General features: G+C 65.0%; 26 protein-coding genes. 9 read left to right on the forward strand and 17 right to left on the reverse strand.

Annotated elements, in window-relative coordinates; genetic code table 11:
- Positions 1-48 precede the first annotated feature (48 nt).
- On the forward strand, positions 49-510 hold the full coding sequence (locus JOE69_RS11645; RefSeq protein ID WP_309798896.1) for a hypothetical protein: 462 nt from the start codon (positions 49-51) through the stop codon (positions 508-510).
- Here JOE69_RS11645 and trmB read toward each other — a convergent pair.
- Positions 507-1,217, reverse strand: a complete 711-nt coding sequence (trmB, locus tag JOE69_RS11650; RefSeq protein ID WP_296365634.1) for a tRNA (guanosine(46)-N7)-methyltransferase TrmB — start codon at positions 1,215-1,217, stop codon at positions 507-509. The two genes, JOE69_RS11645 and trmB, sit on opposite strands and share 4 nt — an antisense overlap.
- Positions 1,218-1,228: 11 nt before the next feature.
- The gene (locus JOE69_RS11655) at positions 1,229-2,470 is read right to left on the reverse strand and encodes an MFS transporter (RefSeq protein ID WP_309798899.1); all 1,242 of its coding nucleotides are present in this window, start codon (positions 2,468-2,470) and stop codon (positions 1,229-1,231) included.
- Between the two features lie 321 nt (positions 2,471-2,791).
- On the opposite strand from JOE69_RS11655, the gene JOE69_RS11660 reads away from it, so the two are divergent.
- Both JOE69_RS11660 and JOE69_RS11665 read left to right on the forward strand, forming a co-directional pair.
- Positions 2,792-4,417 carry a DEAD/DEAH box helicase gene (locus JOE69_RS11660; protein ID WP_309798901.1) on the forward strand — a complete coding sequence of 542 codons (1,626 nt, stop codon included), beginning with the start codon at positions 2,792-2,794 and terminating at the stop codon, positions 4,415-4,417.
- Positions 4,418-4,537: 120 nt separating this feature from the next.
- Positions 4,538-5,956: a purine-cytosine permease family protein gene (locus JOE69_RS11665; RefSeq protein WP_309798903.1), complete on the forward strand. Its 1,419-nt coding sequence runs from the start codon at positions 4,538-4,540 to the stop codon at positions 5,954-5,956.
- A gap of 41 nt (positions 5,957-5,997) precedes the next feature.
- Here the strand turns inward: JOE69_RS11665 and JOE69_RS11670 are convergent, their stop codons facing one another.
- The 6 genes from JOE69_RS11670 to JOE69_RS11695 form a co-directional block, all read right to left on the reverse strand.
- On the reverse strand, positions 5,998-6,570 hold the full coding sequence (locus JOE69_RS11670; protein ID WP_309798905.1) for a HutD/Ves family protein: 573 nt from the start codon (positions 6,568-6,570) through the stop codon (positions 5,998-6,000).
- Entirely contained in the window at positions 6,571-6,801 is a 231-nt protein-coding gene (locus JOE69_RS11675) for a hypothetical protein (protein WP_296365624.1), read from the reverse strand.
- Positions 6,802-6,841: 40 nt separating this feature from the next.
- A complete protein-coding gene (locus JOE69_RS11680; RefSeq protein ID WP_296365622.1) occupies positions 6,842-8,290 on the reverse strand; it encodes an amino acid permease in 1,449 nt (482 codons plus the stop codon).
- Between the two features lie 127 nt (positions 8,291-8,417).
- Positions 8,418-8,828: a MerR family transcriptional regulator gene (locus JOE69_RS11685; RefSeq protein ID WP_309798907.1), complete on the reverse strand. Its 411-nt coding sequence runs from the start codon at positions 8,826-8,828 to the stop codon at positions 8,418-8,420.
- Positions 8,829-8,876: 48 nt separating this feature from the next.
- Positions 8,877-9,278 (reverse strand): YccF domain-containing protein, encoded by a 402-nt coding sequence (locus tag JOE69_RS11690; RefSeq protein ID WP_309798909.1) that lies wholly within the window; start codon positions 9,276-9,278, stop codon positions 8,877-8,879.
- Between the two features lie 63 nt (positions 9,279-9,341).
- Positions 9,342-9,887 (reverse strand): GNAT family N-acetyltransferase, encoded by a 546-nt coding sequence (locus tag JOE69_RS11695; protein ID WP_309798911.1) that lies wholly within the window; start codon positions 9,885-9,887, stop codon positions 9,342-9,344.
- Between the two features lie 101 nt (positions 9,888-9,988).
- On the opposite strand from JOE69_RS11695, the gene JOE69_RS11700 reads away from it, so the two are divergent.
- Positions 9,989-10,426 carry a MarR family winged helix-turn-helix transcriptional regulator gene (locus JOE69_RS11700; protein WP_309798913.1) on the forward strand — a complete coding sequence of 146 codons (438 nt, stop codon included), beginning with the start codon at positions 9,989-9,991 and terminating at the stop codon, positions 10,424-10,426.
- 30 nt (positions 10,427-10,456) lie between these two features.
- Here the strand turns inward: JOE69_RS11700 and JOE69_RS11705 are convergent, their stop codons facing one another.
- Positions 10,457-11,320 carry a DUF4031 domain-containing protein gene (locus JOE69_RS11705; protein WP_309798915.1) on the reverse strand — a complete coding sequence of 288 codons (864 nt, stop codon included), beginning with the start codon at positions 11,318-11,320 and terminating at the stop codon, positions 10,457-10,459.
- Between the two features lie 142 nt (positions 11,321-11,462).
- Here JOE69_RS11705 and JOE69_RS11710 point away from each other — a divergent pair, with 142 nt between their 5' ends.
- Together JOE69_RS11710 and JOE69_RS11715 are read left to right on the forward strand one after the other, a co-directional pair.
- On the forward strand, positions 11,463-12,731 hold the full coding sequence (locus JOE69_RS11710; protein WP_309798917.1) for a glycosyltransferase 87 family protein: 1,269 nt from the start codon (positions 11,463-11,465) through the stop codon (positions 12,729-12,731).
- Positions 12,732-12,742: 11 nt separating this feature from the next.
- Positions 12,743-12,967, forward strand: a complete 225-nt coding sequence (locus JOE69_RS11715; protein WP_309798919.1) for a hypothetical protein — start codon at positions 12,743-12,745, stop codon at positions 12,965-12,967.
- A 72-nt stretch (positions 12,968-13,039) separates the two neighbouring features.
- Here the strand turns inward: JOE69_RS11715 and JOE69_RS11720 are convergent, their stop codons facing one another.
- A complete protein-coding gene (locus tag JOE69_RS11720; protein ID WP_309798921.1) occupies positions 13,040-13,519 on the reverse strand; it encodes a hypothetical protein in 480 nt (159 codons plus the stop codon).
- Between the two features lie 302 nt (positions 13,520-13,821).
- On the opposite strand from JOE69_RS11720, the gene clpB reads away from it, so the two are divergent.
- Complete coding sequence (gene clpB / locus JOE69_RS11725; RefSeq protein WP_309798923.1) at positions 13,822-16,452, forward strand: ATP-dependent chaperone ClpB; 2,631 nt, start codon at positions 13,822-13,824, stop codon at positions 16,450-16,452.
- Between the two features lie 110 nt (positions 16,453-16,562).
- Here the strand turns inward: clpB and JOE69_RS11730 are convergent, their stop codons facing one another.
- Positions 16,563-17,966, reverse strand: a complete 1,404-nt coding sequence (locus JOE69_RS11730) for a septum formation family protein (RefSeq protein ID WP_309798925.1) — start codon at positions 17,964-17,966, stop codon at positions 16,563-16,565.
- Positions 17,967-18,267: 301 nt separating this feature from the next.
- Between JOE69_RS11730 and JOE69_RS11735 the strand changes: the two genes are divergently transcribed.
- Positions 18,268-18,504, forward strand: coding sequence for a DUF3073 domain-containing protein (locus JOE69_RS11735; RefSeq protein ID WP_296362422.1), 237 nt, complete (start codon positions 18,268-18,270; stop codon positions 18,502-18,504).
- A gap of 245 nt (positions 18,505-18,749) precedes the next feature.
- Positions 18,750-19,538, forward strand: coding sequence for a VOC family protein (locus JOE69_RS11740; protein WP_296362413.1), 789 nt, complete (start codon positions 18,750-18,752; stop codon positions 19,536-19,538).
- 99 nt (positions 19,539-19,637) lie between these two features.
- Here JOE69_RS11740 and JOE69_RS11745 read toward each other — a convergent pair whose 3' ends face one another.
- The 6 genes from JOE69_RS11745 to JOE69_RS11770 all read right to left on the reverse strand — a co-directional run bounded on the left by JOE69_RS11745 (position 19,638) and on the right by JOE69_RS11770 (position 25,157).
- Positions 19,638-20,453 carry a type IV toxin-antitoxin system AbiEi family antitoxin domain-containing protein gene (locus tag JOE69_RS11745; protein WP_309798927.1) on the reverse strand — a complete coding sequence of 272 codons (816 nt, stop codon included), beginning with the start codon at positions 20,451-20,453 and terminating at the stop codon, positions 19,638-19,640.
- Between the two features lie 218 nt (positions 20,454-20,671).
- Positions 20,672-21,790: a phosphoribosylformylglycinamidine cyclo-ligase gene (gene purM / locus JOE69_RS11750; protein ID WP_309798929.1), complete on the reverse strand. Its 1,119-nt coding sequence runs from the start codon at positions 21,788-21,790 to the stop codon at positions 20,672-20,674.
- The gene (gene purF / locus JOE69_RS11755; protein ID WP_309798930.1) at positions 21,787-23,388 is read right to left on the reverse strand and encodes an amidophosphoribosyltransferase; all 1,602 of its coding nucleotides are present in this window, start codon (positions 23,386-23,388) and stop codon (positions 21,787-21,789) included. The genes purM and purF overlap by 4 nt, the downstream gene beginning before the upstream one ends.
- Positions 23,389-23,437: 49 nt before the next feature.
- On the reverse strand, positions 23,438-23,761 hold the full coding sequence (locus tag JOE69_RS11760) for a hypothetical protein (protein WP_296362406.1): 324 nt from the start codon (positions 23,759-23,761) through the stop codon (positions 23,438-23,440).
- Positions 23,762-23,796: 35 nt separating this feature from the next.
- Positions 23,797-24,153: a sterol carrier family protein gene (locus JOE69_RS11765; RefSeq protein ID WP_296362404.1), complete on the reverse strand. Its 357-nt coding sequence runs from the start codon at positions 24,151-24,153 to the stop codon at positions 23,797-23,799.
- Positions 24,150-25,157 (reverse strand): asparaginase, encoded by a 1,008-nt coding sequence (locus JOE69_RS11770; protein WP_309798933.1) that lies wholly within the window; start codon positions 25,155-25,157, stop codon positions 24,150-24,152. The genes JOE69_RS11765 and JOE69_RS11770 overlap by 4 nt, the downstream gene beginning before the upstream one ends.
- Positions 25,158-25,164 lie beyond the last annotated feature (7 nt).

Consider the following 25,164-nt stretch of genomic DNA (forward strand, 5'->3'; position numbering starts at 1 on the left):
CGCAGCAGGCTCCGGGATCGTGCCGGATCGAAAGGACGTTGGTTGAGCGTGTCGATTGAACTTCACTCCGCACTGGGTTTCAGTGCCGTGCTGCCGGACGGTTCGTTCCTCCTGGCGGACTCCAGCGGCGGTCCGCAATCCGAGCAGATCAGCATTCCCGGCGACATCCTGTTCTCGATGGTCCGGGACGACGACACGGTGCACGATTACGCCCAAACCATCGAATGGACCGAAAAGTTCGCGAGCTTCTACACCTTCACCTACCACGGGGTGATCCAGATGGCGGGCAGCATAGCTAGTGAAGGCAAGCAGAGCTACGCGGTCGCGGTGGACTTCACCGATCAGAACGGGAACCAGCGGATCGCCACCGTGGTGGGCATGAAGTTCGGCACCGGTGAATTCTTCGGCCTCACTCTGCTCGACCCGGTGACCGAGCCCGGGCAGCAGCCCGATGCGCAGTGGGTCAAACAGATCGTCGACGGCATCTCGGTGAATGCCGCTGCTGCTTAGGCCGGTTTGCGGTAAGTCAGATCCCGGACCGTGCGACCGGCCAGATGGGCCTTGTTCTCGAAACTGGTGATGATCCGGCCCTCGAACCGCGGCGCCCAGGCTTCGTGTTCATTGAGCAGGGTCGAGGCTTCACCGATCTCGAGCATCTGTTCGGCGTAGTGTTCCCAATCCGTGGCGAGCCGCCACAGCCCGCCGGGGCGCAGCGAACGCGCCACCAGCTCCGCGAACTCGGGGGTCACCAAACGGCGTTTTTCGTGTTTGGCTTTGGGCCAGGGGTCGGAGAAAAAGGTCCAGACCTCGGCGAGCGATCCAGGCCGGATCATGGTCGCCAGCACCTCGGGGGCATTCGCCTGGACTACACGCAGATTCTGCAGGCCATTGGCTGCTGCCCGCTGCACGGTCTGCGCCAAGCCGGGCAGGTACACCTCGACCGCCAAGAAATCTCGCTCCGGCGCTTCGGCCGCGGCATGGACCACGGCCTCGCCCAGCCCGGAACCGATTTCCAGCACCAACTCGGCATCCCGGCCGAAAGCCGCGGCTGCGTCGAAGCGGTACTCCGGATCGACCGAGGTGTCCGCCAAAGCCCGCGGCACATCGATCAGAAACTGCTCGCGGTTCTCTTCCCAAGCCTTTTCCCGGCGCCCTTGGAGGCGGCTGCCCCGGCGCACGAAGGAGACCGGTTGCGGGCGGTATGTGCTGTTTTCCATCGCCTTCCAGCTTATCCTGCACCGATACCCGCATCGGTGTGCCGGCGCAGCGCGAGCCAGGCCAGGACCATGGCCAGGCCGGCCAGGACGATCACCATGAGCGCCAAGGCGTCCCAGCCCAGCGATTGGAAGACGATGCCGCCGCACCAGCCGATCAGACTCGAGCCGATGTAATAGAACAGGTTGTACAAGGCTGCCGCCTGGGCCGGCCCGGTTTTGGCCAAGACCGGCGTCCAGCCGGAGGCCATCGCATGGGCGGCGAAGAAGCCCGCGGTCAGCACCAACAGGCCCAGGAGAATCACCGGCAGCCACGGGGCCATGGTCAGGGCGACCCCGACGATCATCACCGAAGTGCCACCAGCCAGCACCCGGCGGCGACCCAGGCGGGCGCTCAGGCCACCGGCGAACCGGGAGGAAAAAGTCCCGGCCAGGTAAGCCAGGAACAGCAAGCTGGTCAAGGTGGCCGGCAGGAAAAACGGATCCGCACCGAGCCGGAAGCCCAGGTAGTTGTAGACCGCGACGAAGCCGCCCATCAGCAGGAGCCCCTGCGCGTAGAGCACGAGCAGGGCAGGGTTGCGCAGATTGGCGAGCAGCCGTCCGGCCAGGCCGGGGCCGCCGTCGTGCTTCGAGCGTTTCGCGAAGCCCCGCTGCCGGGGCGCCAGCAGGATGAAGCCGACTGCGGCGAGCCCGGAAAGCAGACTGACCGCCAGCACACCGATCCGCCAACCGGCGAAGTCGCCCACCGGTCCGGCGACGACCCGGCCCAGCAGGCCGCCGATCGACGTCCCGGCGACGTAGGTGCCGGCCGCGATCCCGGCGTGCAGTTTGTGCACTTCTTCGGTCAGATAGGCCAGTGCCAGGGCGGGTATCCCGCCCAAGGACACGCCTTCGAAAAAGCGGACCACCAAGATCGCGGACAGGTTCGGCATGAGCGGGACGATCAGACCGAAGACCGTGGCTCCGATCACGGCAAAATACATTGCGCGCAATCGGCCGATCCGGTCTGCCGCCGCGGACCAGGGGATCACCGCCAAAGCGAGTCCGACGGTGGCTGCGGAGACCGTCAGCGCGGCATCCGCGGCGCTGACCCCGAGGTCCGCGGAGATCAGCGGCAGCACGCCCTGGACCGAATAGAGCTGGGCGAAAGTGGCGACGCCGGCGCAGGCCAGGGCGACCAGAATCCTGCGATAGGCATTGCTCCCGCGCGGGTGGCCTTCCCAAGCGCGGCCGGCGGACGGGGGCGCTGCAGGCATGTCTTCATGGTAAGCGTGCCGGGCGACCCGGATCGCCCGCCGCCGTGATGCCGGACACGTTGTCCGAAAATGATTCGCAATACTGTTACACTGGTAACACTTGGTGCGGATTTGTATCCGTACCCTGCGTCGATGAACGCGATCGTTCGGTCCCGCTGTGTGAATCCCCTTGGTTTGGGAGTGCGGTTGACTGCAATGTCTCTTATGCATTTCTTCGGCGAACCCTTGCGCCAACCGGCCGCGGGGGACGACGCCTCTGCCGCTGTCCGCGATTGACATCGCGCTGCCGGAAGAGACTCAGCCCGAAAGATTTTCCTGACCATGCAAACATTTGCCTCCTTGGGTGTGCCCAAGGCCCTCGTTTCAGTGCTCGATGCGCAAGGCATCAGTGCTCCTTTCCCGATCCAAGCCAAGACACTGCCCGATTCGCTCGGCGGCCGCGATGTGCTGGGCCGTGGCCGTACCGGCTCCGGCAAAACCCTGGCCTTCGGCTTGCCGTTGGTCGCCCGGCTCGCCGAGCGCGAAGCGGCTTACCTGCGCAAGCCCAACCGCCCGCTGGGCCTGGTGCTAGCACCGACCCGCGAACTGGCCACGCAGATCAATGCGACCATCGAGCCGCTGGCGAAAGCCCTCGGCTTGAACACCACGGTGATCTACGGCGGAGTCTCGCAGCAACGCCAAGAGCGCGCGCTCAAAGCCGGCGTCGACATCGTGATCGCATGCCCGGGCCGCCTCGAAGATTTGATGCGGCAGAAGCTGGTCACCCTCGAATCGGTGGAAATCACCGTGCTCGACGAGGCCGACCACATGGCCGACCTCGGCTTCCTGCCCGTGGTCAAGCGGATCATGGACACGACGCCGGCCCAGGGCCAGCGCTTGCTCTTCTCCGCGACTTTGGACAACGGTGTGGACAAGATCGTGCAACGCTACTTGAGCCAGCCGGTCACGCACTCGGTCGACGAGCCCAAGGCCGCGGTCTCCACCATGGAGCACCACGTGCTGGCGGTCGCCGATCAGAACGTCAAAAAGCAGCTGATCGTCGAGCTCGCCTCCGGAACCGGCCGCCGGGTGCTCTTCATGCGGACCAAGCACCATGCCCGCAAGCTGGCCAAAACCCTGACCGACGCCGGAATCCCGGCCGTCGACCTGCACGGCAACCTCTCGCAGAATGCCCGTGACCGGAACCTCGCGGAGTTCTCCTCCGGCGAAGTCCGGGTGCTGGTGGCCACGGACGTCGCCGCGCGCGGGGTGCACGTGGACGACGTCGAACTGGTCATCCATGTCGACCCGCCCACCGAACACAAGGCTTATCTGCACCGTTCGGGCCGGACCGCCCGGGCCGGTTCGGATGGCACGGTGGTCACGATCTCGCTTCCCGAGCAGCAGCAGGACGTCAAAAAGCTGATGCGCGCGGCGGGCGTCGACGTGGCCTTCGAAAAGGTCACCGCGACTTCGCCGCTGATTGCCAAGCTCGTTGGCGACGTGGCCGAGAAGATCGACCCGCGGACCCGGGCCGCGCTGCTCGCGGCGAAAGCCCCGCAGCAAGGCGGCGGCCGGTCCACCGGGGCAAACGCCGAGCGGAAGCGCACCCAGCGTGCGGAAGGCGGCCGAGGCCGTTCGCAAGGCGGCCAGCGCGGCGGTCAGCGTCAAGCTGCTGCCGGCAACCGCGAGGAACGCCGCCGGGATCAGCCGCAGGCGCCGAGATTCGGTTCGGATGCTCCGCGGAGTGTCCGTTCCAATGGCCGGACCGATTCGGCCCGCACCAGTTCGCCCCGTACTGCCGGAGCCGGCAACGGCTCCCAGCGGGGCAGTGCGGGCCGGAACGCTTCTGGCCATGGCAGCGCCAACCAGGGCGGCTCCATCGAGCACGCTCCGGCGCAGCGCCGCAGCCGTCCTTCGGGCCCGCGCCGGGCCGGCGCACCCGCATCGAACGCGCGTCGGGGCTAGCCCGGCCGCAACTGCCGACCATGCCCCGGCATGGACCTTGAGCGATAGGCGCTCCTGCTCGCTGATCGAAAGATACAGTGAGCAGGAGCGTTTTGCGTTGTGGCAGAAGAAGGAGACCCTGTGCCCGGAACCACCGGTGGCCGAAGCCTGCTGGAGAAGCACAGCATCGACGTGGTTCCGGCCGAGGAACGCCATGGCCGGCCATGGCATCAATTCACCCTGTGGTTCGGTGCGAATCTGCAGATCACCGCGGTGGTGGACGGCGCGCTCGCGGTGGTCTTCGGCGCCGATGCGCTCTGGGCGATCATCGGCTTGCTGATCGGGAACATCGCCGGTGGCGTGGTGATGGCCCTGCACTCCGCGCAAGGGCCCAGGCTGGGACTTCCGCAGATGATTTCCAGCCGGGCGCAGTTCGGCGTCTATGGGGCGGTGATCCCGTTGGTCCTGGCGATCCTGATGTACTTGGGTTTCGCCTCCACCGGGGCGGTGCTCGCCGGCCAAGCCGTGAATGTGATCACCGGTTGGCAGAACCAGGCCCTGGGCATCGTGGTCTTCGGGGTGCTCACCGCTGCGGTGGCCACCATGGGGTACCGGTACATCCACGTGCTGGGCCGGATCGCGACGATCGCCGGGTTGCTCGGATTCGGTTATCTGACCTTCCGGCTGTTCGCCCAATACGACGTCGGCGCCCTGTTGGGGGCGAAGGCCTTTGCGCCCGCGAGCTTTTTGACCGCGATTGCGCTGGCCGCCGGCTGGCAGCTCACCTATGGGCCGTATGTGGCCGACTATTCGCGCTACCTGCCGGCGCAGACCCCGCAGCACAAGACATTTTGGGCCACCTTCGGCGGCAGTGTGCTCGGCTCGCAGTGGTCGATGTCGTTGGGGGCCTTGCTCGCCGCGTTGCCGCTTGCCGCCGATGCCGGGTTCCTGGGCAATCAGGTCGGGTTCCTGGGCCAGCTCGGCGGGCCGGGGGCGTTCACCGTGTTCATCGCCCTGGTGGTGCTGATCGGCAAGCTCACGGTCAACACGCTCAACGCCTACGGCGGCTTCATGTCGTTGCTGACCACGGTCTCCGCGTTCACCGGACGCAGCCGGATCCGGCAAGCCGTCCGGGTGCTCTACATCTGCGGGTTCCTGCTGCTTTCGGTGCTGATCGCGGTCGGCGCTTCGGCGGACTTCCTGGGCAACTTCAAATCGCTCGTGCTGTTGCTGCTCATGGTGTTCATCCCATGGAGTGCGATCAATCTGGTGGACTACTACCTGATTTCCAAAGAACGCGTGGACATCCCGGCGCTCTACGACGTCAACGGCCGCTACGGGAAGTGGAATCGGGCGGCCTTGCTCAGCTACGCGGCCGGAGTCCTGGTGCAGATCCCGTTCCTGGCGCAGACGCTCTACACCGGGCCCTTCGCGGCGGCCTTGGGCAGTGCGGACATCTCGTGGCTGGTGGGCCTGGTGGTCTCCGCCGCGATCTACTACCCCTGGGCGAAACGCCTGGTTTCAAGGCGCACCGACGAGCACGCCCAGCGGAGTCAATGAGCGCGTAGGCCGATTGCCTGGCAACTCCGTCGTCGAGTCGGTCAGGTCTGCGCCGGGTCGATGCTGATGATCGCCACGAAGCCGCGGCCGCTGAGCTCCGGCGCCTGCTCGCCGTGGCCGACGACGGCGTCGTACCGTGCCAAGGCGACCGGCTCACCGGCGCTGCCATCGGGCCCCGGAACCGAAACCGTGGCCGCGCCTTGCAGCAACACCGCCCATTGCCCGGGGAACACCGGGTGTGGGCGCTTTTTGGACAGCTCCAGGACCGTGGTGAACCCCTGGAAGGCGCCGCGCCGGGTCATCACATTCAAGTCGGTACTGGACCCGACCGGCTCTCCGGACACTGCGGAATCCCCGGAGAATCGGAACGGCCGGTACTTCTCCAGGCCGTGCTCGGCGCCGTCGACGTCCAGCAGCAGGAATTCGCCCTCGATCAAGGTGATCACCCGGTCGATGCCCGGCAGTGCGGAAAACGGCCCGGCCTGGTCGATCGAGGCGATGCTGATCCGCCAGCCGAAATCACTGCCGGGCGCATCCGCATCGAGCACCCGGGTGTTACCGCCGCCATTGAGCCAGGGCTGTGCCTTGAGCTCGGCGTATCTGATCACTCGCATTCAGTCGTCCACCGTTTCCACACTGATCACACGCATCCGTTTCGGCTCTTCACGCCGCCGCCGAATCGCTCGCCGGATCCGGTTGGTCGCGAATCCCAGGACCGGCGCCAGGGCCAAGGCCAGAAGCAGCTTCAGGATGAACGGCCAGGGCACCAGGCTCAAGACCACGAAGATCAGCACGAAGCCGGCTACCTGCAGGCCGATGTCGAGCCAATCGATACGTGAGCGCATGGGTCCAGCCTACGGGGTCTGCGGCGCAACGGGGCCGGGATCAGTCCTTGATCGCGGTATGCCGGGGGCTGTCCGGGTTCATCATGGAGTGCCGGCGGCCGTAGCAGAAGTAGATCACCAGGCCGATCGCCAGCCAGGCCACGAACCGCAGCCAGGTTTCCCAGTGCAACTGCAGGATCAGGAACAGTGAGAACAGCACGCCGATCGCCGGAACCACCGGCATGAACGGGAGCCGGAAAGTCCGCTCCGCCTTCGGCTTCGTGTAGCGGAAGACGATGACCGCGACGCAGACCACGACGAAAGCCGCCAGAATGCCGATGTTGGTCAGATCGGCGACTTCGCGGATCGGGAAGATCCCGGCCAGCACCGCCGAACCGACGCCGGCGATCCAGGTCACCCGCTGCGGCACGCCACGCCGGTCCACCTTGGCGAACCACTTGGGCAACAGGCCGTCCCGGCTCATTGAGAACCAGACCCGGGTCACGCCGAGCAGGAAGGTGAGCATCACGGTCATGATCGAGACCACGGCGAAGACCGAGATCACCGTGGCGATGACCGGCAACCCGACGCCCTGGAAGGCGGAGGCGAAGCCGGCCTTGGGGTCGATGTCCTGGAAGTTCTGCATCCCGGTGAGCACCAGGGTGGCGCCGACGTAGAGCACCATGGCGATCACCAGGGACAGAATAATGGCTTTCGGCATGTGTTTCTTCCCGTCCACGGACTCTTCCGCGGCGGTGCTCATCGCGTCGTAGCCGAAAACTGCGAAGAAGACGGTCGCGGCGCCGGCGACCACCGGGCCGAAGCCGAAGGGCATGAACGGAGAATAGTTCTCGGTGTTGATGTAGAACATGCCCAAGCCCACGATGAACAGGATCAACAAGATCTTCAGCCCGACCGCGATCAGTTCGAACCGGCCGAGCGCTTTGGTGCCGCGGCTGAGGATGAAGGTGACCAGGAGGCAGATCACGATGGCCGGCAGGTTGATGAAGCCGCCGGGGGAGTCGGCGGTTTGCGTCATCCAGGTCGGCAAGTGGATCCCGAAGCCGGAGAGGAAGGCATCGAAGTAGCCCGAAATGCCAATCGCAACGACAGCCACGATCGCGATGTACTCCAGCAGCAGGTCCCAACCGATGAACCAACCGGTGACTTCACCCAGCGCCACGTAGCCGTAGGTGTAGGCGGAGCCAGCGCGCGGGATCATCCCGGCGAACTCTGCGTAAGACAGGGCTGCCGCCGCCGAGGCCAGGCCCGCGATCAGGAAGGAGATCAGCACCGCCGGCCCGGCGGCGGGGTTGTTCGGGTCTCCGGCTGCGACCAAACCGGCCAGGGAGAAAATCCCCACACCGACGATGCCGCCGACGCCGATCGCGGTCAGCTGCCAGAGCCCCAGTGATTTGAACAGGCCACTCTGCTGCGTTTCGTCCTCGACTCCGTCGATCGGCTTGCGCCGCCAGATCGAATACGGATTGGCTGCGCGTACTGGTCCCATGGGGCTCGCCTCCGGTGCGTCGACATTGATGCCGGTGAAGTATTGCTGTTCTGACTGGCCAATACTAGACCGGAAACTTGCTCGAGGCAGCAAGTTCCGGCGGATCGGATCTCCGGTGACGGCTTGCTCAGGTGGCGAGTTTGTTTTCGTAGTATGCGATTTTTACGTCCACTGCGGCCAGATCCGATTGCACCTGTTCGAATTGCGAAAGCACCTTGATCCGATGCTCCAGCAACAGGGTCATTCGTTCTTGGTGGGTTTCCGCCCCGCCGGCCAACAGTTGCACGAAACGTTGCATGTCGTGCACCGACATTCCGGTGCGGCGGAGTTTGACCAGCAGCATGATCCGGCCGATATCTTCCTCGCTGTACTTGCGGCGTCGATCGCCGCCGCGGGCGATCCGCGGGAACATGCCCTCGCGTTCGTACAGCGCAGCGTGTCTTGGCTCAAGCCGGTGGCGTCGGAGACGTCCGAGATCGAAAGTTGGGTTCCAGTGCTCATACGCCCAAGCTAAGACCTGGAGTGCACTCCAGCACAAGTGCTCCGGCCGGTTTCATCGAACGGATTCGGCCAGGCCGACGGCGGCTCAGCGGTAGCCGGTGACGAAGGGCTGGCTCGTCGGCACGATCTGCTTGCCCAACGGCATCAGCGAAACCGGAATCAGTTTCAGGTTGGCGATCGCCAACGGTATGCCGATGATCGTGATCGCCATCGCGATCGCGGTCATCACATGGCCGATGGCGATCCAGATGCCGGCCACCAGCAACCAAACCACATTGCCCAGCGTTGCCGCGATTCCGACGCCGCCGGGCTTGTCCACCACCATCCGGCCGAACGGCCACAGGGCATAGCCAGCGATCCGGAACGAGGCGATGCCCCAGGGGATCGTGACGATCAGAAGGCAACAGACGATGCCGGCCAGGAAGTATCCCAGCGCGAGCCAGATCCCACCGAAGAGCAGCCAAATGACGTTCAAAAGTGTTTTCACGATTCCATCTTCCCGCATGGAACGATGCGGCACATCAGGGACAGCCCTGAGACCGACCCTGGTTCAGAGCCGCTTTTCGTAGATCAAGGTGTCCCGCCACTGCCCGGCCAATGGGCCGTAAGACATCAGGCCGACCCGTTCCCGGTAGCCGATCTGCCGGAATCCGGACTTTTCGTGGAGGGCTTGGCTCGCCGTGTTTTCGCGGAAGATCGAGCATTGCACGGTCCAATAGCCGAGGCTTTTCGCGTTCGCGAAGAACTTTTCCAGCAGCGCCCGGGCGATTCCCTGACCGGCAAAGGCCGGGTCGACGTACACGGAATGTTCGATGACTCCGCGGTACACCTCCCGGGGGGATACCCGGGTCGCGGCGATCCAGCCGGCCATCGGCGCGGTCTGCGGATCGGTTCCGGAGCCGCGGGTTCCGGCAAACCAGGCAAGCCGCAACTCCGGCACCCGGCTGGCGAAGAACTGCGCCGCACCGGGTAGCGCCGGATCGAAGGTGGCATGGCCGCCGGCGATGCCAGCGGCATGGATCCGTTGCACCTCCGGCCACGAAGCGTCGTCGAAGGCCGCGATGTTTCCAGGGCTGGCGCCCAACAAATCAGGCATGGCGAAAGCATAACCCGGAGCCGTGACCGTCCGGAGCCGAGGTTGACAGGGGCCTGACCGCTCGGCATGAATAGAGGATGCCTTCACGCGATCCTGAGTCGATGACCTTGGTCGTCGACGCCGTTTTCCGGCTCAACGGTGCATTTCTGGCCGCTGGCGACCGGCTTGCCGAGCCGTCCGGAATCACTGCGGCGCAGTGGCAGGTGCTGGGATATCTGCGCAGGCAGGAACTCGCGCAGCAGCAGACGACGGCGGCCGAGGTGGCCCGATCGCGCGGCTTGCGCCGGCAGAGCGTCCAGGAGACCGTCAACCGCCTAGTCGGGAAGGGCTTCCTGCGCCGCAGCAGCAATCCGGACGACCGGAGAGCACCGCTGCTGGAGCTCACCGGGCAGGTCAGGGAGGCCTTGGCTTCGGTTGACGCGCGCCGGGAGCGATGGGTGCAGGCGATGCAGCAGCGGGTTCCGCCGGCTTCGTTGGCGGCATTGCTCGCCGGGCTCGATGAGGTCCAGGCCGCGCTCGACGAGGCTGAGCGGAACTGAGCAGCTCGACTCGGTTCCAGTGCTTCGGAATCAGCCGGCGAGTTCCCGGTTCAGATTGATGCGGGCCTGTTCCAGCCAAAGATCTTGCGCTGCCGGCAGCCGGTACAACGGGTCCAAGGACAGCAATCGCCGGACCACGGCGGCGCGTCCGGCGGCGAAATCGGCATCCGGAACTGCGGCGTAGTCCATTCGGACCGCGTGCAGGTAGCGGGCATAGGCTTCCGGGGTGGAGCCGAGGATGGCCAGATCCGCGTCGCACAGCAGTGCTCCGGCCGGGTCGTCCGCCTCCGGTTGGTGGCCTGCCGTGAGCCGGACAAGCCGCTGCACTTCTTGAAGTTCCGCAGCCGGCACGGCGCCGTCGAGCAAGCTGCCGGCCAATTCGGCCGAGTCTGCCTCGTCCTGGCCGGCCACACCGCGATAGACGGCGTCGTGGAACCAGGCCGCCAAACGCACGCTCCGCGGGGCTTCCGGCGCCAATAGGTCGATGGCTTCCAGGATTCCCAGCAGATGGGTCCGCGAGTGGTAGTGCCGGTGCGGCTCGGCCCAGCGTGCGAGCAAATCGCCGCCGGTCCCGTCGTGCCCCGGGAGCAACGACGTCCAGCGGAGCCGGAGTGCGGTTTCCAGGGATTCGCTGCGCTGCCGGGCCGGGATCCGCAGGCCGCTCGCGATCAGCCGCCGGGTGAGTTGCCGGCCGTCGACCGGGATCGCGCCGAGCCGGATCAAGTCCGGGTAGCGGCGCAGCGGGACGTCGTAGTGATCCCGGTCGAAAGCCCGTTCCGTGAGGCCGGCATCCGCTGCCATGCGGTGCAGCTCGGCCAGCGACTGATCGGAGACCAGATGCGAAAAATAGGTACCGTGCGCCGGCCACGTCGGCGGATCTATGTAGACGGCCATACCGGCAGCTTAGTGCGGTCCGCCGCCGCCGGACGCGCTTTCTGCGCTCTGCCTGAGCGGATTGGCACCGTGTCGCAAGTAGGATGTTGATACCAAAAGCGCCGACATCGGTCGCGCCCGCCAGTAGGAAGACAATCGGATCGTGACTTTGCGAAGCCCGCTCGCCAAGAGCCTCATCACCTTGGCGGCGCTTATCGTCGCGGCGGGTCTGATCGCTTGGGCCTTCTGGATTGCACCGGTTTTCGGCCTGGATTTCCGGGTCTACGTCTCTGGTGGGGAAAGCGTCCTCGGCGGCGGCGGGGACCTTTACAGCAAGGTCTACAACGGACTGCTCTTCACTTACTCGCCGTTCTCCGCGCTGTTCTTTTCGCTGCTCGCGCTCTGCGGATCCGACGTCGGCCTAGTGATCTTCATCGCATTGTCGTTGGCGATCGCCCTGCTCACCGCGGTCTACGGTGTCCGGTTCGTTTTCCGGCAGCGCAGCGTCACCGCGGTTCTGCAGCATCCTTGGTTGCGGCCGGCCGCAGTCGTGGCCTTCGGCTTCGTGGTGGCGCTGGGGCCTTGGCGGGAGACCGTCGCCTTCGGCCAGATCAATGTCGTGTTGTTCGGCCTGATCATGGCGGACTTCATGATCAACCGGAAGCGTTGGCCCACCGGGTTGCTGATCGGGATCGCCGCTGGAATCAAGCTCACCCCCTTGGTCTTCGGCCTCTATTTCCTGGCCACCGGGAATTGGCGTGGCTTGCGCAATATGGCTTTGGGCTTTGTCGGCACCATCGCTTTCGGATTCCTGGTGCTGCCCAAGGAGTCCATCGCCTATTGGCTTCAGCTGTTGCCGGACACGTCCCGGATCGGTGGCGCGGGATATGTGGACAATTTGTCGGTCAAGGGCGCGATTCTGCATTTCTTCGGCCCTGACTTCGCGGTGAACGCCCCTTGGCTGATCATCGGCATCCTGCTGGCGGCGATGACCTTCCTGACGGTGCGGCGCAGTGCCCGGCAGGGTGAGCCGATGACCGGCATCGCGGCCACCGCGTTGCTGATGCTCTTGATCTCACCGATCAGCTGGTCGCACCACTGGGTCTGGGTTGCCCTCTTCTTCCCGGTTCTGATTCGCAACATCGCCGACTTGCCCGCGCAAGCCCGGGTCCTCCGGGTGACCGGTTTGGGCTTGGTGCTGCTGGCGGTTCCGATTTTCATGTTTTCACCGAAGACCATCGGGGCGCTGTTCGGCTCGGAGAATCTGAACTCGCAGATCCCGACGGTCTGGCTGATGGCTTCCAGCGTCGGCGTCTTCTGGGGCCTGGCAGCCGTGTTGTGGTGGCTGCTGGCTTCCCGGCTGAAGCCCGTGCGACGCGAGCTGCCGGCATCCGGTGCCGAGCTCGCGCAACTGCGACAGCGTGCAGACTGAGGCCCGCGGCGATGACCACACCTGAGCAGCAGAAAAACACCAGACGCCGCCTCATCATCGGCGGCTTGGTGGGATTCGTCGTGTTTTACCTGTTGTCGATGATTTTGCGCTCGTTCGGCAATGACCTGGGTTGGGTGAACACCGCGCTGCTGATCACCAGCATTCTCAGTATTGCCAGTCTGATCGTGGGCGGCGTCGGTGTGGTCTGGCACCTCTGGCGTTCCCGGAGGGGATGATTTGCCTTGCGGCACCCGGCCTCCGGCAGGTCGATGCTTTGCCGGAGACCGGGCGCTGCCGGGGTTCGAGCCTCAGATGTAGGTGATGTCCCAGTGGTTGCCTTCATCGCAGTAGGTGTTGCCGGCCGAGGAGCGCCACTGCGGGTAGCCGTCGCCGCGGTCGGCGATTTTGCTGAATGAGTTCTTGACGTAGGCGTCGATGCAACTGCCCTTGGCGACGTCGACCTTGTAGCCGTTGTAATGGCTCTGCGTGCCTGAAGCATGGCCGACTTCGGTGCCGCCGGTGATGTTGATGGCACAGCCGCTGGCCTTTTTGAGCGTGACCACGCCGGTGACCGTTGACTGGTTGATCTGGTCGAATGAGGTGCAGGAGGCGTTGGAGCGGGTGCTGCAATTGCCGCTCGATGACCACGTGATTCCGGCCTGCTTGAGCTGGGCGGCCGCATCGGCTTGGCTCAACTTGGTGACTGCGGAGGCCGGCGCCGAAAAGCTGAACAGCGCTACTGCGGCCAGGCAGAGCACGAGCAGGGTCTTGCTGAGTGTTCGCAACATGTGGCGATTCCTTCTGGTAGGTGGACCTTGAGGTCGCTTAGGAACTTACGCAACCGTCTGTTGCGCGACAAGAGCGAGGGCGGCATTCCCGGGAAGTTGCCAGCCGTGCTTCACGAAATCTTTTTCAGATAGCCACCTGCTGTTGCGTCGATCGAGCGCGCAGCGGCTGTGGATAACTTTCCTTTTCAACTTGAGCATAGTAGACTCAAGTTAGTTTATATCATTCAAGTCAAGCAGAGACAGGCCCGCTGATCCGTGCCTATATTTGCAGTAGTCAGTAGAGCCAAAAGGAAGGAGCTCACGTGGACACGAAATTCACTACCAAGAGCCAGGAGGCTCTTTCTGCCGCGGCGATGAACGCCTCGACCGCCGGAAATCCGCAGGTTGAACCGGTGCACATGCTCAAGGCGTTGATGGACCAACGCGAAGGCGTGGCCGTGGCATTGCTCAGAGCCGCCGGGGTGGACCCGGATTCGGTGAGCGTCGAAGCATCGAGCGCGATCAAAGCCCTGCCGGCGACTTCCGGGAGCACGGTGGCCCAGGCCCAGTTCTCCCGCTCCGGCCTCCAGGTCATCCAGGCTGCGCAGCAGGACGCCGAAGCAATGGGGGACAGCTTTGTCTCCACCGAGCACCTGCTGCTCGGAATCGCTGCCGGGAATGATCCGGCAGCCCAAATCCTGCGTGAATCCGGTGCCTCGGCTGAGGCATTGCGCGCTGCGCTGCCCGGAGTCCGCGGCGATCGCAAGGTCAATTCGGCGGATCCGGAAAACACTTTCCAGGCCTTGGAGAAGTACGGCACCGATCTGACTGAAATCGCCCGTTCCGGCAAGCTCGATCCGGTGATCGGACGCGATTCCGAAATTCGCCGGGTGATCCAGGTGCTGAGCCGGCGCACGAAGAACAACCCGGTGCTCATCGGCGAGCCCGGCGTGGGCAAGACCGCCGTCGTCGAGGGCCTGGCGCAGCGCATGGTCGCCGGCGACGTGCCGGAGAGCCTGCGCGGGAAGACCCTGATCAGCTTGGACCTCGGCGCCATGGTGGCCGGAGCCAAGTACCGGGGCGAGTTCGAGGAGCGGCTCAAGGCGGTGCTGGAAGAGATCAAGGGCTCGGACGGGCAGATCGTGACCTTCATCGACGAGATCCACACTGTGGTGGGCGCCGGTGCTTCGGAAGGCGCCATGGATGCCGGCAATATGCTCAAACCGATGCTCGCCCGCGGTGAACTGCGCCTGATCGGTGCGACCACGCTGGACGAATACCGCGAGCATGTGGAAAAGGATCCGGCGCTGGAGCGCCGGTTCCAGCAGGTTTATGTCGGCGAACCGAGCGTGGACGACACCATCGGCATTCTGCGCGGCTTGAAGGAACGCTACGAGGCGCACCACAAGGTCTCGATTGCGGATTCGGCCCTGGTGGCCGCCGCGGGTTTGTCGAACCGCTACATTTCCGGTCGGCAGTTGCCGGACAAGGCCATCGACCTGGTCGACGAAGCGGCCTCCCGGCTGCGCATGGAAATCGATTCGGCGCCGGAGGAGATCGACCAATTGCGGCGTTCGGTGGATCGGCTGACCATGGAGGAGCTCGCCCTGGCCGGGGAAACCGATCCGGCATCGATGGAGCGGCTCGAGGCATTGCGTGCCGACATGGCCGACCGCAAGGAAGAGCTTGCGGGGTTGAATGCGCGCTGGGAAGCGGAGAAGGCCGGGCTCAACCGGGTGGGCGAACTGAAAGCCAAACTGGACGAACTCCGCTCGATTGCGGAGAAGGCCCAACGCGAAGGCGATCTGGAGCAGGCTTCACGGATCCTGTACGGAGAGATTCCGGGCCTGGAGCGGGAACTCGATGAGGCGCAGCAGGCCGAAGAGACGCTCGCCGGGGACGCCGCGCAGAACAAACCCGAGCTGATGGTTGCCGAAGAAGTGACCGCGGACGACATTGCGGAAGTGATTTCGGCCTGGACCGGAATTCCGGCCGGCCGGATGCTGCAGGGCGAAAGCCAGAAGCTGCTGCACATGGAAGACGTGCTGGGCTCCCGGTTGATCGGCCAGGCCAAGGCCGTGGAAACCGTTTCCGATGCGGTGCGCCGATCCAGGGCCGGGATTTCCGACCCGGACCGGCCCACCGGCTCGTTCCTGTTCCTCGGCCCCACCGGGGTGGGCAAAACCGAATTGGCCAAAGCTTTGGCCGACTTCTTGTTCGACGACGAGCGGGCGCTGGTCCGGATCGACATGAGCGAATACTCGGAGAAGCACTCGGTTTCCCGACTGGTCGGGGCCCCGCCAGGGTATGTCGGCTATGACGAAGGCGGGCAGCTGACCGAAGCCGTGCGCCGTCGGCCGTACTCGGTGATCTTGCTGGACGAAGTCGAAAAAGCGCACCCGGAAGTCTTCGACATCCTGTTGCAGGTGCTCGACGACGGCCGGCTCACTGATGGGCAGGGGCGTACCGTCGATTTCCGCAACGTGATTTTGGTGCTCACCTCGAACCTGGGCTCGCAATTCCTGGTCGATCCGTTGTTGGACGAGAAACAGAAGCGCGATTCGGTGATGGCGGTGGTGAATGCTTCGTTCAAGCCGGAGTTCCTCAACCGGCTCGACGACATCGTGATGTTCGAGGCCTTGACCGTCGAGGAATTGTCCAAGATCGTGGACTTGCAGGTCCAGGCCTTGGCGGCCCGGCTGCAGGGCCGGCGACTGACCTTGGAGGTGACCGACGGAGCCAGGGCGTGGCTCGCGATGACCGGTTTCGATCCGGCGTACGGAGCCCGCCCGCTGCGCCGGCTGGTGCAGCGTGAAATCGGCGACCGCTTGGCCCGGGCTTTGCTTTCCGGAGAGATCGCCGACGGCGATGCGGTCCTGGTGGACACTGCAGCCGACGTCGACGAGTTGGAAGCCGGTGGCTCCGGAGCCGGACTCACCGTCCGGAAAGCCTGACCGACCCGTTTCCGGGGTGCTTCAGCAGGGCTTGCTGAAGCACCCCCCCGAGTGCCAGAAAGGGCCCCGCACCACATGGTGCGGGGCCCTTTCTGGCTATGCCCGTGCGGCTACTTGATCAGGTTTTCCTTGATGATTTCGCCGCCCTTGGTGTAGGCGATGCAATCGATCCGGCGATCGCCCTTGTTCCAGGTCGATTCGGTCGGGTAGCCGAATTGCTGCCGGATGTCGTAGTTGCTCGCCGAGGCGGTCAATTCGATGCCGGCGCAATAGTCGTCGCCTTTGTTCCGGAGCGCTTCTTCGCCGGGGAAGCTGTCGCCGCTGCCGTAGCTGAAGGTGCCGATCAGCTGGCCGGAATGCCCGGTGCTGCAGCTGACCACGTCGGCCCGGGTATTGATGTCGACGTAACCTTTGATGCAGTCGCCGACCTTCCAATTGGTGGGGCTGACGTTCGCCTGGATCACCGAGCCGTCGGCTCCGCTGGACTGCGGCGTGGCTGCGTCCGACGTCGAACTGGCCGTGGTGCCGGTGTTGGCCGCCGAGTCATTGCCTTTCAGCAAGCCCATCAGGAGCCAAATCAGCAACGCAATGAGCGCCAAGACCACTACTGCACCAGAGACGAAGATCCACAGCTTGGCGTTGCTTTTGGGTTGCCCGCCCGCCGGGGCGAAGGGTCCGCCGGGCCCTTGTGGGCCGTTCGGACCGTAACCGCCTTGGGGGCCGCCAGGCTGTTGCGGCCAGGCGGAGTCCTGCGGGTTGTTCTGCGGGGCGCCGTACGGCGGTGCGGGGTTCGGCCCCGGTTGGCCCGCGGACGCCGGTTGCGCCGACGGGAAGCCTGGTGGGGCGCCGTAGGGTGCGGCGGCCGGAGCGGCCGAGCCCCACGGTTGGTTCGGCGTCGGCGGCTGGGCCGCGGCGGGCGCGGCCCAGCCGGTTGGCGGTTGCGGCTCGGCGGCCGGTTGCGGGTCGGCGGCTGGAAGCGGGCCGTTGGCCGCAGGATCAGTGGTCGGTTCTGCCGCTTCTGCGTCGCGGGCCGGTGCCACGCCCGATGGCTCGGCTTCGGGCAAAGGTTCCGGTTGTCTGTCGGCGCTTGCCGGGACCCGGGAATCTGCGGCCTGGGGATCTGGAACCGGGGAATCCGCCGTCGGAACCGGAGCTGCTGCGTCCGCCATCGGAACCGGAGCCTCCGCGGCCCCGATCGAGTCGAAGGCGTCGTCCCAGCTGTTCGAATCGTTGCCGTCGTTCAGCCAGGAGGATTCGGCCGGCGTGCTCGCAACCGGAACGGAATCCGTCGGTCCCGAATCCGCCGGTCCGGGAGCCGCCGGTGCCGTACCCAGGGGTTCCGAAACCGTGGCCTGGGCTTCGGCTTCAACCCGGGCTGCTTCCGCTTCGGCCGCTTCCAAGGAAGCATTTTCAGCCGCCTCCGGGCTGATCGCGGCGTCGTCGAGCGTCGGTTCCGGAAGATTCGGCTCCGTGCCGGGCACGCCGTCCTTCGGGTTGTTTTCCTGGTCGCTCATCCGAACCCCCTGCATTGTGCTGTCCAAGCTGGACCGACGGTCTGTGCGACCGTCCGGGCCAGACTGGCCATACTGCTGATTATTTCCATTCTTGAGACGTGACTCTACCGAAGTTCGGGCCCAGTTGGCAGGGCCGTTCAGGCAAGCAAGTCCGGGCGCGCTGTGAGGTAGAAGACAAAGTTCGCACAGAGCCCGCACAAAGCATGTAATCTATAGATACGACAAATTGACCGAAAACTCCGGGGCCTCGCCTGACGCCAAGGCGACCACCTCCGGTACAAGTACAAAAGGGGGTCACGCCATGGGGCGCGGCCGTCAAAAGGCAAAAGCTACTAAACAGGCTCGGGACATGAAGTACTACTCCCCGAGCACTGATTACTCTGCGCTGGAACGCGAGCTCTCGCATCCGTCCAGCCCTGCCTCCACACGCTTCTCGGAAGTGCCGCCGGAGCCGGATTATTCCGGTTACGAAGACAAGTATGCGGATGAACCCGAGGACGGCGACGAGGATGCTGTAGATAGCCGACGGATCGGTTAGTCCTTCTACATCAGGTTCCCTGACTCCGAACACGTCTGCTGGTTGGTGCAGCACATCGGTCACTTGCTGCCGAGACCGTCGTGTGCGAAGTCGCGTTGGCCCGCGCCCGATTCCGGGACGTGGGCCATTCGTGTGCCCAGACGGTGTCCGGTGCCGGCCGGGGTGAGGGTTCCGCTCCGGGTGCTGCTGTGCTTGGATGATTCCGAGGACCGGCACCGGGTCGGCCCACCGTCCCTGGGAGCGTCATGAGCATCGTGCAGAGCTACAAACCGGGCACGCCGTGTTGGCTTGATCTGTCCAGTTCGAATCCGGCTGCCGCCAAGGAGTTCTACCGGGCACTGTTCGGCTGGGAGTTCGTGGACATGCCGATCGGTCCCGGAATGACCTATTCGATGGCGAAGTTCAAGGGCGAATGGGTCTGCGGGATGATGGCGCAGATGCCAGAACAAGCGCAGGCCGGATTGCCGTCGTTCTGGGCGGTGTACATTGCGGTCGACGATGCGGATGCGGCAGCCGCCGCGATCGAATCGGCTGGCGGCAAAGTCTTGATGCCGGTCGACGACGTGCCCAATGGATCCGGGCGGATGGTCGTGGCGGTGGACCCGGGTGGGGCCAACGTGGGCTTCTGGCAGGCTTTGAACCATCACGGAACCGGAATCGTCAATGAAGTGGGTACCGTGGTCTGGCACGAACTCACGGTGGCGGACGTGCCCGCGGTGTTGCCTTTTTACCAAGCCGTGGCTGGCATGGCGGCCGAAACCTCGCCGATGGGCGAGGTCGGCGAATACACCAGGTTCCTAGTGGACGGGGAGTCGGTGGCCGGTGCAATGCAGGCGCAGCCCGGCATGCCGAATGCCTGGACCGCTTACCTCGCGGTCGAGAATTGCGATGCGGCATTGGCACGGATTCCGGAACTCGGCGGCTCCGTCCTCTCGCCGGCATTCGATATCCCGTTCGGACGGATGGCCGTCGTGGCCGATCCGGCCGGGGCGGTTTTCTGCGTGATGGACCTGGCGGAGAACCCGGGGGCGTAGCTTCGCTGGGTCGGGATGAGCTTGAGTCGGGCGGGTATGTCCCACTGAGTTCGATCACCCGGTGGGACAGAACGGGTATATCCCAGTGAGTTATCGAAGTCAGTGGGACCCAGTCGCGGAAATCGTAGCCAGGGCTTGGCGGACCAGAGCGATGAACTCGGCTGGCCGGTAGATCACTTGGGCGTAGCCGACCCGCAACACCGGGACGCCGGAGACCGTGTATTGGTTGAACCGGCGGAGGTCCTCTTCAAAAGCCGCCGCGCTTAGGTGAAACTCTTTACCCATGAGTTCCAAGGCCAGGACCCCGTCGATGAGTTGGTCCATCCGTCCCAGCCCGGGCAGATAGACCTGCGAGGCAACGATGAAGCCGGCATTTTCCAGCTGAAAGCGGGCTGCGACTTCGAGCACCGACTCGGAGTGCGGATCGAACCTTTGCAGAATTGAGCGGGCTTTTGCCGAGCGTTGACCGCAGAGCCGCTGGGCAACTTCCTGAATGCTGACCTCTTTTGTGCGGATTGCGGAGCACAGCACGACCAGAGCATCGAGCTCGGGTGCGCAGTGCAGAACCTGCAGCACGATGTCGAGTGCGGACAACGGCAATCTGGACCGGTGCTTGACGACCTCGGGCACCGGGCGACCATGGTCGACGGCGATATGCGGGGTGGTCGGCGGCTGCAAGATCCACCAACCTCGGTCCTGCGCGGCATTCAGACAGGCCGGTACACCCGCGGCCCGGTATACCGCGATGCGCTGTCGGCTGGTGCCGGGCAAGGCGTAGACGCCGGAGCCATGCCGGACCACAGCGCCGGATTCAACCGCGCGACGCAGGGCACTCTCCGGCACTCCGGCAAGCAGCAGATCTCGCCACCGGCCGCATCCGGCCATCCGATTGAGCACTGCTACCGGATCAGCCATTGTCAAACTATGCCGGATTTCCGCTGCCGAAACGGGATCGAGCCGTCTGTTGTGAGGAGGTAGCTTCAATGACCTGGTTGTGCAGGAGGACTGTCGGCTCTTTCGGCCAGGACTATGTCCCACTGAGTTCGGCAGTCCGGTGGGACAAAACGGGTATGTCCCACCGAATCGGTCAACTCAGTGGGACCTACCCGCCAAAAGAGATCAGGCCCGCGAAATCAGGCGTAGTTGCCGACCATGCGCACAGCACCGCCGTCGACGCCCTTCGCACCCTGGACGTAGTCCGGACCGTCTTTGGGGCCGTTGTCGGAGGCACTGACCGTGCCCATCACCCAAGCCGGCAAACCCCGGTTGTTCAAATGCTCCACGACGGCGTCGGCGGCCTGCGGGCTCACGATCGCCACCATGCCCACGCCGAGGTTCAGCGTGCGCTCCAAGTCGGCCAGCGGCACATTGCCCAGTTCGGAAACCAGCTTGAAGATCGCTGGCAGTTCCCAGCTGGACCGCTCCACCGTGGCGGTGAGTCCTTGCGGCAGTACCCGGGCCAGATTCGCGGCCAAACCGCCGCCGGTGACGTGGCTGAAGCCGTGCACCGCCAGCTCCGCGTCGACGTCGAAAGTGCGCGCCAAGTCCAAGCAGTCAGCAGCGTAGACCCGGGTCGGTACCAGCAATTCCTCGCCTAGAGTCCGGCCCAGCTCGCTCACTTGGCGGTCCAAAGCCCAGCCGGCATGATTGATCACCCGGCGCACCAGCGAGTAGCCATTGGAGTGCAGGCCGGAGGAAGCCATCGCGACCACCACATCGCCGTCGCGGACCCGGTCCGGTCCCAGGAGCTTGCCGGCTTCGACCACACCGGTCGCCGCGCCGGCCACGTCGTACTCGCCCTCGCCGAGCAACCCCGGGTGCTCTGCGGTTTCGCCGCCGACCAGCGCGGTGCCGGCCTGTTGGCAGGCTGCCGCGATGCCGCGTACGATGTCCGCGATCCGTTCCGGAACCACTTTGCCGCAGGCGATGTAATCGGTCATATAGAGCGGCTCGGCGCCCACCACCACGATGTCGTCTACGACCATGCCCACGAGATCGAAGCCGATCGTGTCGTGGATGTCCATGGCCTGGGCGATTGCGACTTTGGTGCCCACGCCGTCCGTCGAAGTAGCCAGCAGCGGTTGCCGGTAGCTGAGCAGTTTGCTGACGTCGTAGAGTCCGGCGAAGCCACCGACGCCGCCCAAGACCTGAGCGCCGTGGGTGGCTTTCACGGCCTCCTTCATGAGTTCGACGGCCTTGTCGCCAGCCTCGACGTCGACTCCGGCGCTGGCGTAGGTGATCGCTTCGCTCATACTTTTTCGGTCCTGTTTTCTTGTCGGCGGGCCGCCCCGTGCGGGTCCGCTTCATTCAGCAATTTTTCCAGTTCGGCACCCGGGCCCGGGTCGCAGCCATTGGCACCGGGATGCGAGCCGTCCGGCTGCGGCGCAGCGGCGCGTTCCAAGAGGTTCTTGCCCAAGCGGTCCGCAGCGGGCAGCTCGATCGGGTACTGCCCGGTGAAGCAGGCGGTGCAGAGCCGCTCCCGGGGCTGCTCGGTCGCGGCGATCATGCCGTCCTCGGAGATGTAAGCCAGGGAATCCGCGCCGATCGACTTGGCGATCTCCTCGATGGCTGCGCCATTGGCGATCAGCTCGGCGCGCGAGGCGAAGTCGATGCCGTAGAAGCATGGCCAGCGCACCGGCGGCGAAGAGATCTTCACGTGGACCTCGGCGGCCCCGGCTTCGCGCAGCATCCGCACCACGGCCCGTTGCGTGTTGCCGCGGACGATCGAATCGTCCACGACCACTAGGCGCTTGCCCCGGATCACCGACTCCAAAGCATTCAGCTTGAGCCGGATGCCCAGTTGCCGCAAGGTTTCGGAGGGCTGGATGAAGGTCCGGCCCACATAGGCGTTCTTCACGAAGCCGTGCGCGAACGGGATGCCGGATTCCTCGGCGTAACCCACGGCGGCCGGGGTTCCGGATTCCGGCACCGGAATCACGATGTCCGCGTCGAATTTGTTCTCCCGGGCCAGCTGACGGCCCATTTCGACCCGGGATTCGTAAACCGAACGGCCGGCGATGGTGGCATCCGGGCGGGCCAGGTAGACGTACTCGAAGACGCAACCGGCGGCTTTGGCCGGCGCGAACCGCTGGCTGCGTACGCCGTCGTGGTCGATCGCGATGAATTCGCCGGGTTCGATTTCCCGGATGAAGCTGGCCCCGACCGTGGCCAGTGCCGCCGACTCGGAGGCCACGACCCAACCGCGTTCCAACCGGCCCAACACCAGGGGGCGGACGCCGTGCGCGTCCCGGGCGGCGTACAACGTGCCTTCTTCCATGAAGACGAAGCAGAATGCGCCCTTGATCCGCGGCAACAAGTCCATCGCGGTGGTTTCCAGGCTGTCTTTGCCGCTGCCCTGCAGCAAGGTGGTGACCAACGCGGTGTCCGAGGTGTTGCCCTGCGCCATTTCACCGACTTTGGGCCGGCCGTAGCGCTCCATGACCAGTTCGAAGAGTTCGGCGGTATTGGTCAGGTTGCCGTTGTGCGCCAGGGCCACCGTCCCGGTGCGGGTGGCGCCGAGGGTGGGCTGGGCATTCGCCCAAGTGGAGGAGCCGGTGGTCGAATACCGGCAATGCCCGACGGCGATGTGCCCTTTGAGCGTGTTGAGCGTGGATTCGTCGAAGACTTGGGAAACCAGACCCATGTCTTTGTAGACGTTGATCCGGTCGCCGTCGCTGGTGGCAATGCCAGCTGATTCTTGGCCTCGGTGCTGAAGCGCGTACAGACCGTAATAGGTCAGTTTCGCTACTTCCTCGCCGGGGGCCCAGACACCGAAGACGCCACATGCATCTTGGGGGCCTTTTTCGCCAGGGAGAAGATCGTGGGAAAGTTTACCGTCGCCGCGTGCCACTGACTCATTCTAAGGCATTGGCCCGGCGACGGCGGACAGAATCCGCGGGCTAGGCCCCGGCGGGTTCCCCGGGGTCCGGTTCAGTGGTTTCTTCGACGTAGGCGACGGTCGCCTTCCGACGGCCCAGCCAATCGATCACCAGGGCCACCAAGCCGCCCAACCCGGTGCCCGCGATGATCAGCAACACCACGAAGAAGCCGAACACCGTGCTCTTGTCGTACTGGCTGTCCTGCGGCACCACGGCCACGACGACGGCGGCGATGATGCCCAGAATTGCCCCCGCGATCAAGAACGGCACGAACTTCGGTGCCCGTCGGATGCTGACGCGGGTTTCTTCTGGTTGCGGGGCTGCTCCGGACGCGGGTTCAGTCATGGTTCAAGCCTAAGCGCTTTGCAGCCTGGTCAAAATCACCACAGCGGCAGCAGCCCCGCCAGATCGGCGCGCAGCCCGGAAGCCGAAACGCTGCTTCCGGCGACGGCATCGTCCCAACTGATGCTCCCGGTGGCCAAGCCCAGCCAGGTCGGGGCATCGGTTTCCACCACATTCGGCGGCGTGCCCCGAGTGTGCCTTGGCCCTTCGATGCACTGGGCCACACCGAACGGCGGAACCCGGACCTCCACCGAATTCCCCGGTGCCCGGGCCGACAGCTCTTCGAGGCTGAAGCGCACCGCTGCCGCCGTCGTCGTCCGGTCCGTGGCCCCGGCGCGCCAGGCGGTCAGCGCAGCCTGGCCGTCGGCCTCCGAGATTCGCCGTCGTGCGGTCATTGCTCCAGCAACGCCGAAACCGCGGTACCGAGCCGGAGCTGGCCGACCACCGAGGATCCGCCAGTGATCGGATCCACGACTTTGCCCAGGACTTCCGCGACCCGGGACACGTCCACGGCTCCGCTGGCCGCCAACGCGGTCAGGCCCACCAAGGTGGCGGCGCGGCCGTTCCCGTCCAGCATCTTCACCGCGACTCCGACGCCGGTTTCGGTGCCCAACGCGAGCACTCCCTCGGCACCCAGCTTGGCCAGAATGCCCAGGTCTTCCATCACCACGGTGTTCGGCTTGCCCCGGCCCTCCACGGTCCACGGATAGTCGAGCATGGCGGTGGCGATCGTCGCAGCGCGGGCATTGGCGTTCTTGTCGCTCGGGGACTTGCCGAGCTTCCCGTAGCCGCGGGCCAAACCGAGCAACGAGATCGCGGCCACCGGAGCGCCGCAGCCGTCGATGCCGACGTGCACCGGCTTTTCGCCGCAGTACTCCTCGATCAAAGTCAGCACCAGGCGTTGCAGGGGGTGGTTGGGTTCCAGGTAGCTGCGCAAGTCCCAGCCGTTTTCCTTGCAGGCCCAGAGGAACGCGGCGTGCTTGCCGGAGCAGTTCATGGCCAGCCGGGATTTTTCCTTGTCGGTGCGGATCATCCAGCGGTAGGCCTCGGAGTCCTGCGGCCAGGCCGGGGGGCACTGCAGGTCTGATTCGCTGAGTTCGGCTTTGTCCAGCATGCTGCGCACCAGGTCCATATGCTCCAGGGAGCCCACGTGGCTGGCGCTGGCCAGAGAGGCCTGGGCGCCGCGCAATGGGGCCCCGGCCTGCATCGAGGCGAGGGCCTGGAAAGGTTTGAGCGTGGAACGCGGATAGATCGGTGCGGTCGGGTTCCCGAGGCTGGTCACCACGGAGCCGTCGGCAGCGGTGACCACGAGGGACCCGATGTGCCGGGATTCGATGAAGCCGCTGCGTTCGACGACGGCAAGTTCTACGGCGTCCTGCGCCAGGAAGGTATTGACCACGGATACC

The sequence above is a fragment of the Arthrobacter russicus genome (genome assembly GCF_031454135.1).
In the GTDB taxonomy this organism is placed as follows: Bacteria; Actinomycetota; Actinomycetes; order Actinomycetales; family Micrococcaceae; genus Renibacterium; species Renibacterium russicum.

Excerpts from the sequence above, each read along its gene's own strand:
- JOE69_RS11740 (WP_296362413.1), top strand. The coding sequence starts at position 18,750 with ATGAGCATCGTGCAGAGCTACAAACCGGGCACGCCGTGTTGGCTTGAT.
- JOE69_RS11655 (WP_309798899.1), bottom strand. The coding sequence starts at position 2,470 with ATGCCTGCAGCGCCCCCGTCCGCCGGCCGCGCTTGGGAAGGCCACCCG.
- JOE69_RS11760 (WP_296362406.1), bottom strand. The coding sequence starts at position 23,761 with ATGACTGAACCCGCGTCCGGAGCAGCCCCGCAACCAGAAGAAACCCGC.
- JOE69_RS11730 (WP_309798925.1), bottom strand. The coding sequence starts at position 17,966 with ATGAGCGACCAGGAAAACAACCCGAAGGACGGCGTGCCCGGCACGGAG.
- trmB (WP_296365634.1), bottom strand. The coding sequence starts at position 1,217 with ATGGAAAACAGCACATACCGCCCGCAACCGGTCTCCTTCGTGCGCCGG.
- JOE69_RS11715 (WP_309798919.1), top strand. The coding sequence starts at position 12,743 with ATGACCACACCTGAGCAGCAGAAAAACACCAGACGCCGCCTCATCATC.
- purM (WP_309798929.1), bottom strand. The coding sequence starts at position 21,790 with ATGAGCGAAGCGATCACCTACGCCAGCGCCGGAGTCGACGTCGAGGCT.
- JOE69_RS11735 (WP_296362422.1), top strand. The coding sequence starts at position 18,268 with ATGGGGCGCGGCCGTCAAAAGGCAAAAGCTACTAAACAGGCTCGGGAC.
- JOE69_RS11670 (WP_309798905.1), bottom strand. The coding sequence starts at position 6,570 with ATGCGAGTGATCAGATACGCCGAGCTCAAGGCACAGCCCTGGCTCAAT.
- JOE69_RS11675 (WP_296365624.1), bottom strand. The coding sequence starts at position 6,801 with ATGCGCTCACGTATCGATTGGCTCGACATCGGCCTGCAGGTAGCCGGC.
- JOE69_RS11705 (WP_309798915.1), bottom strand. The coding sequence starts at position 11,320 with ATGGCCGTCTACATAGATCCGCCGACGTGGCCGGCGCACGGTACCTAT.
- JOE69_RS11720 (WP_309798921.1), bottom strand. The coding sequence starts at position 13,519 with ATGTTGCGAACACTCAGCAAGACCCTGCTCGTGCTCTGCCTGGCCGCA.
- JOE69_RS11680 (WP_296365622.1), bottom strand. The coding sequence starts at position 8,290 with ATGGGACCAGTACGCGCAGCCAATCCGTATTCGATCTGGCGGCGCAAG.
- JOE69_RS11765 (WP_296362404.1), bottom strand. The coding sequence starts at position 24,153 with ATGACCGCACGACGGCGAATCTCGGAGGCCGACGGCCAGGCTGCGCTG.
- JOE69_RS11700 (WP_309798913.1), top strand. The coding sequence starts at position 9,989 with ATGACCTTGGTCGTCGACGCCGTTTTCCGGCTCAACGGTGCATTTCTG.
- JOE69_RS11695 (WP_309798911.1), bottom strand. The coding sequence starts at position 9,887 with ATGCCTGATTTGTTGGGCGCCAGCCCTGGAAACATCGCGGCCTTCGAC.
- JOE69_RS11745 (WP_309798927.1), bottom strand. The coding sequence starts at position 20,453 with ATGGCTGATCCGGTAGCAGTGCTCAATCGGATGGCCGGATGCGGCCGG.
- JOE69_RS11660 (WP_309798901.1), top strand. The coding sequence starts at position 2,792 with ATGCAAACATTTGCCTCCTTGGGTGTGCCCAAGGCCCTCGTTTCAGTG.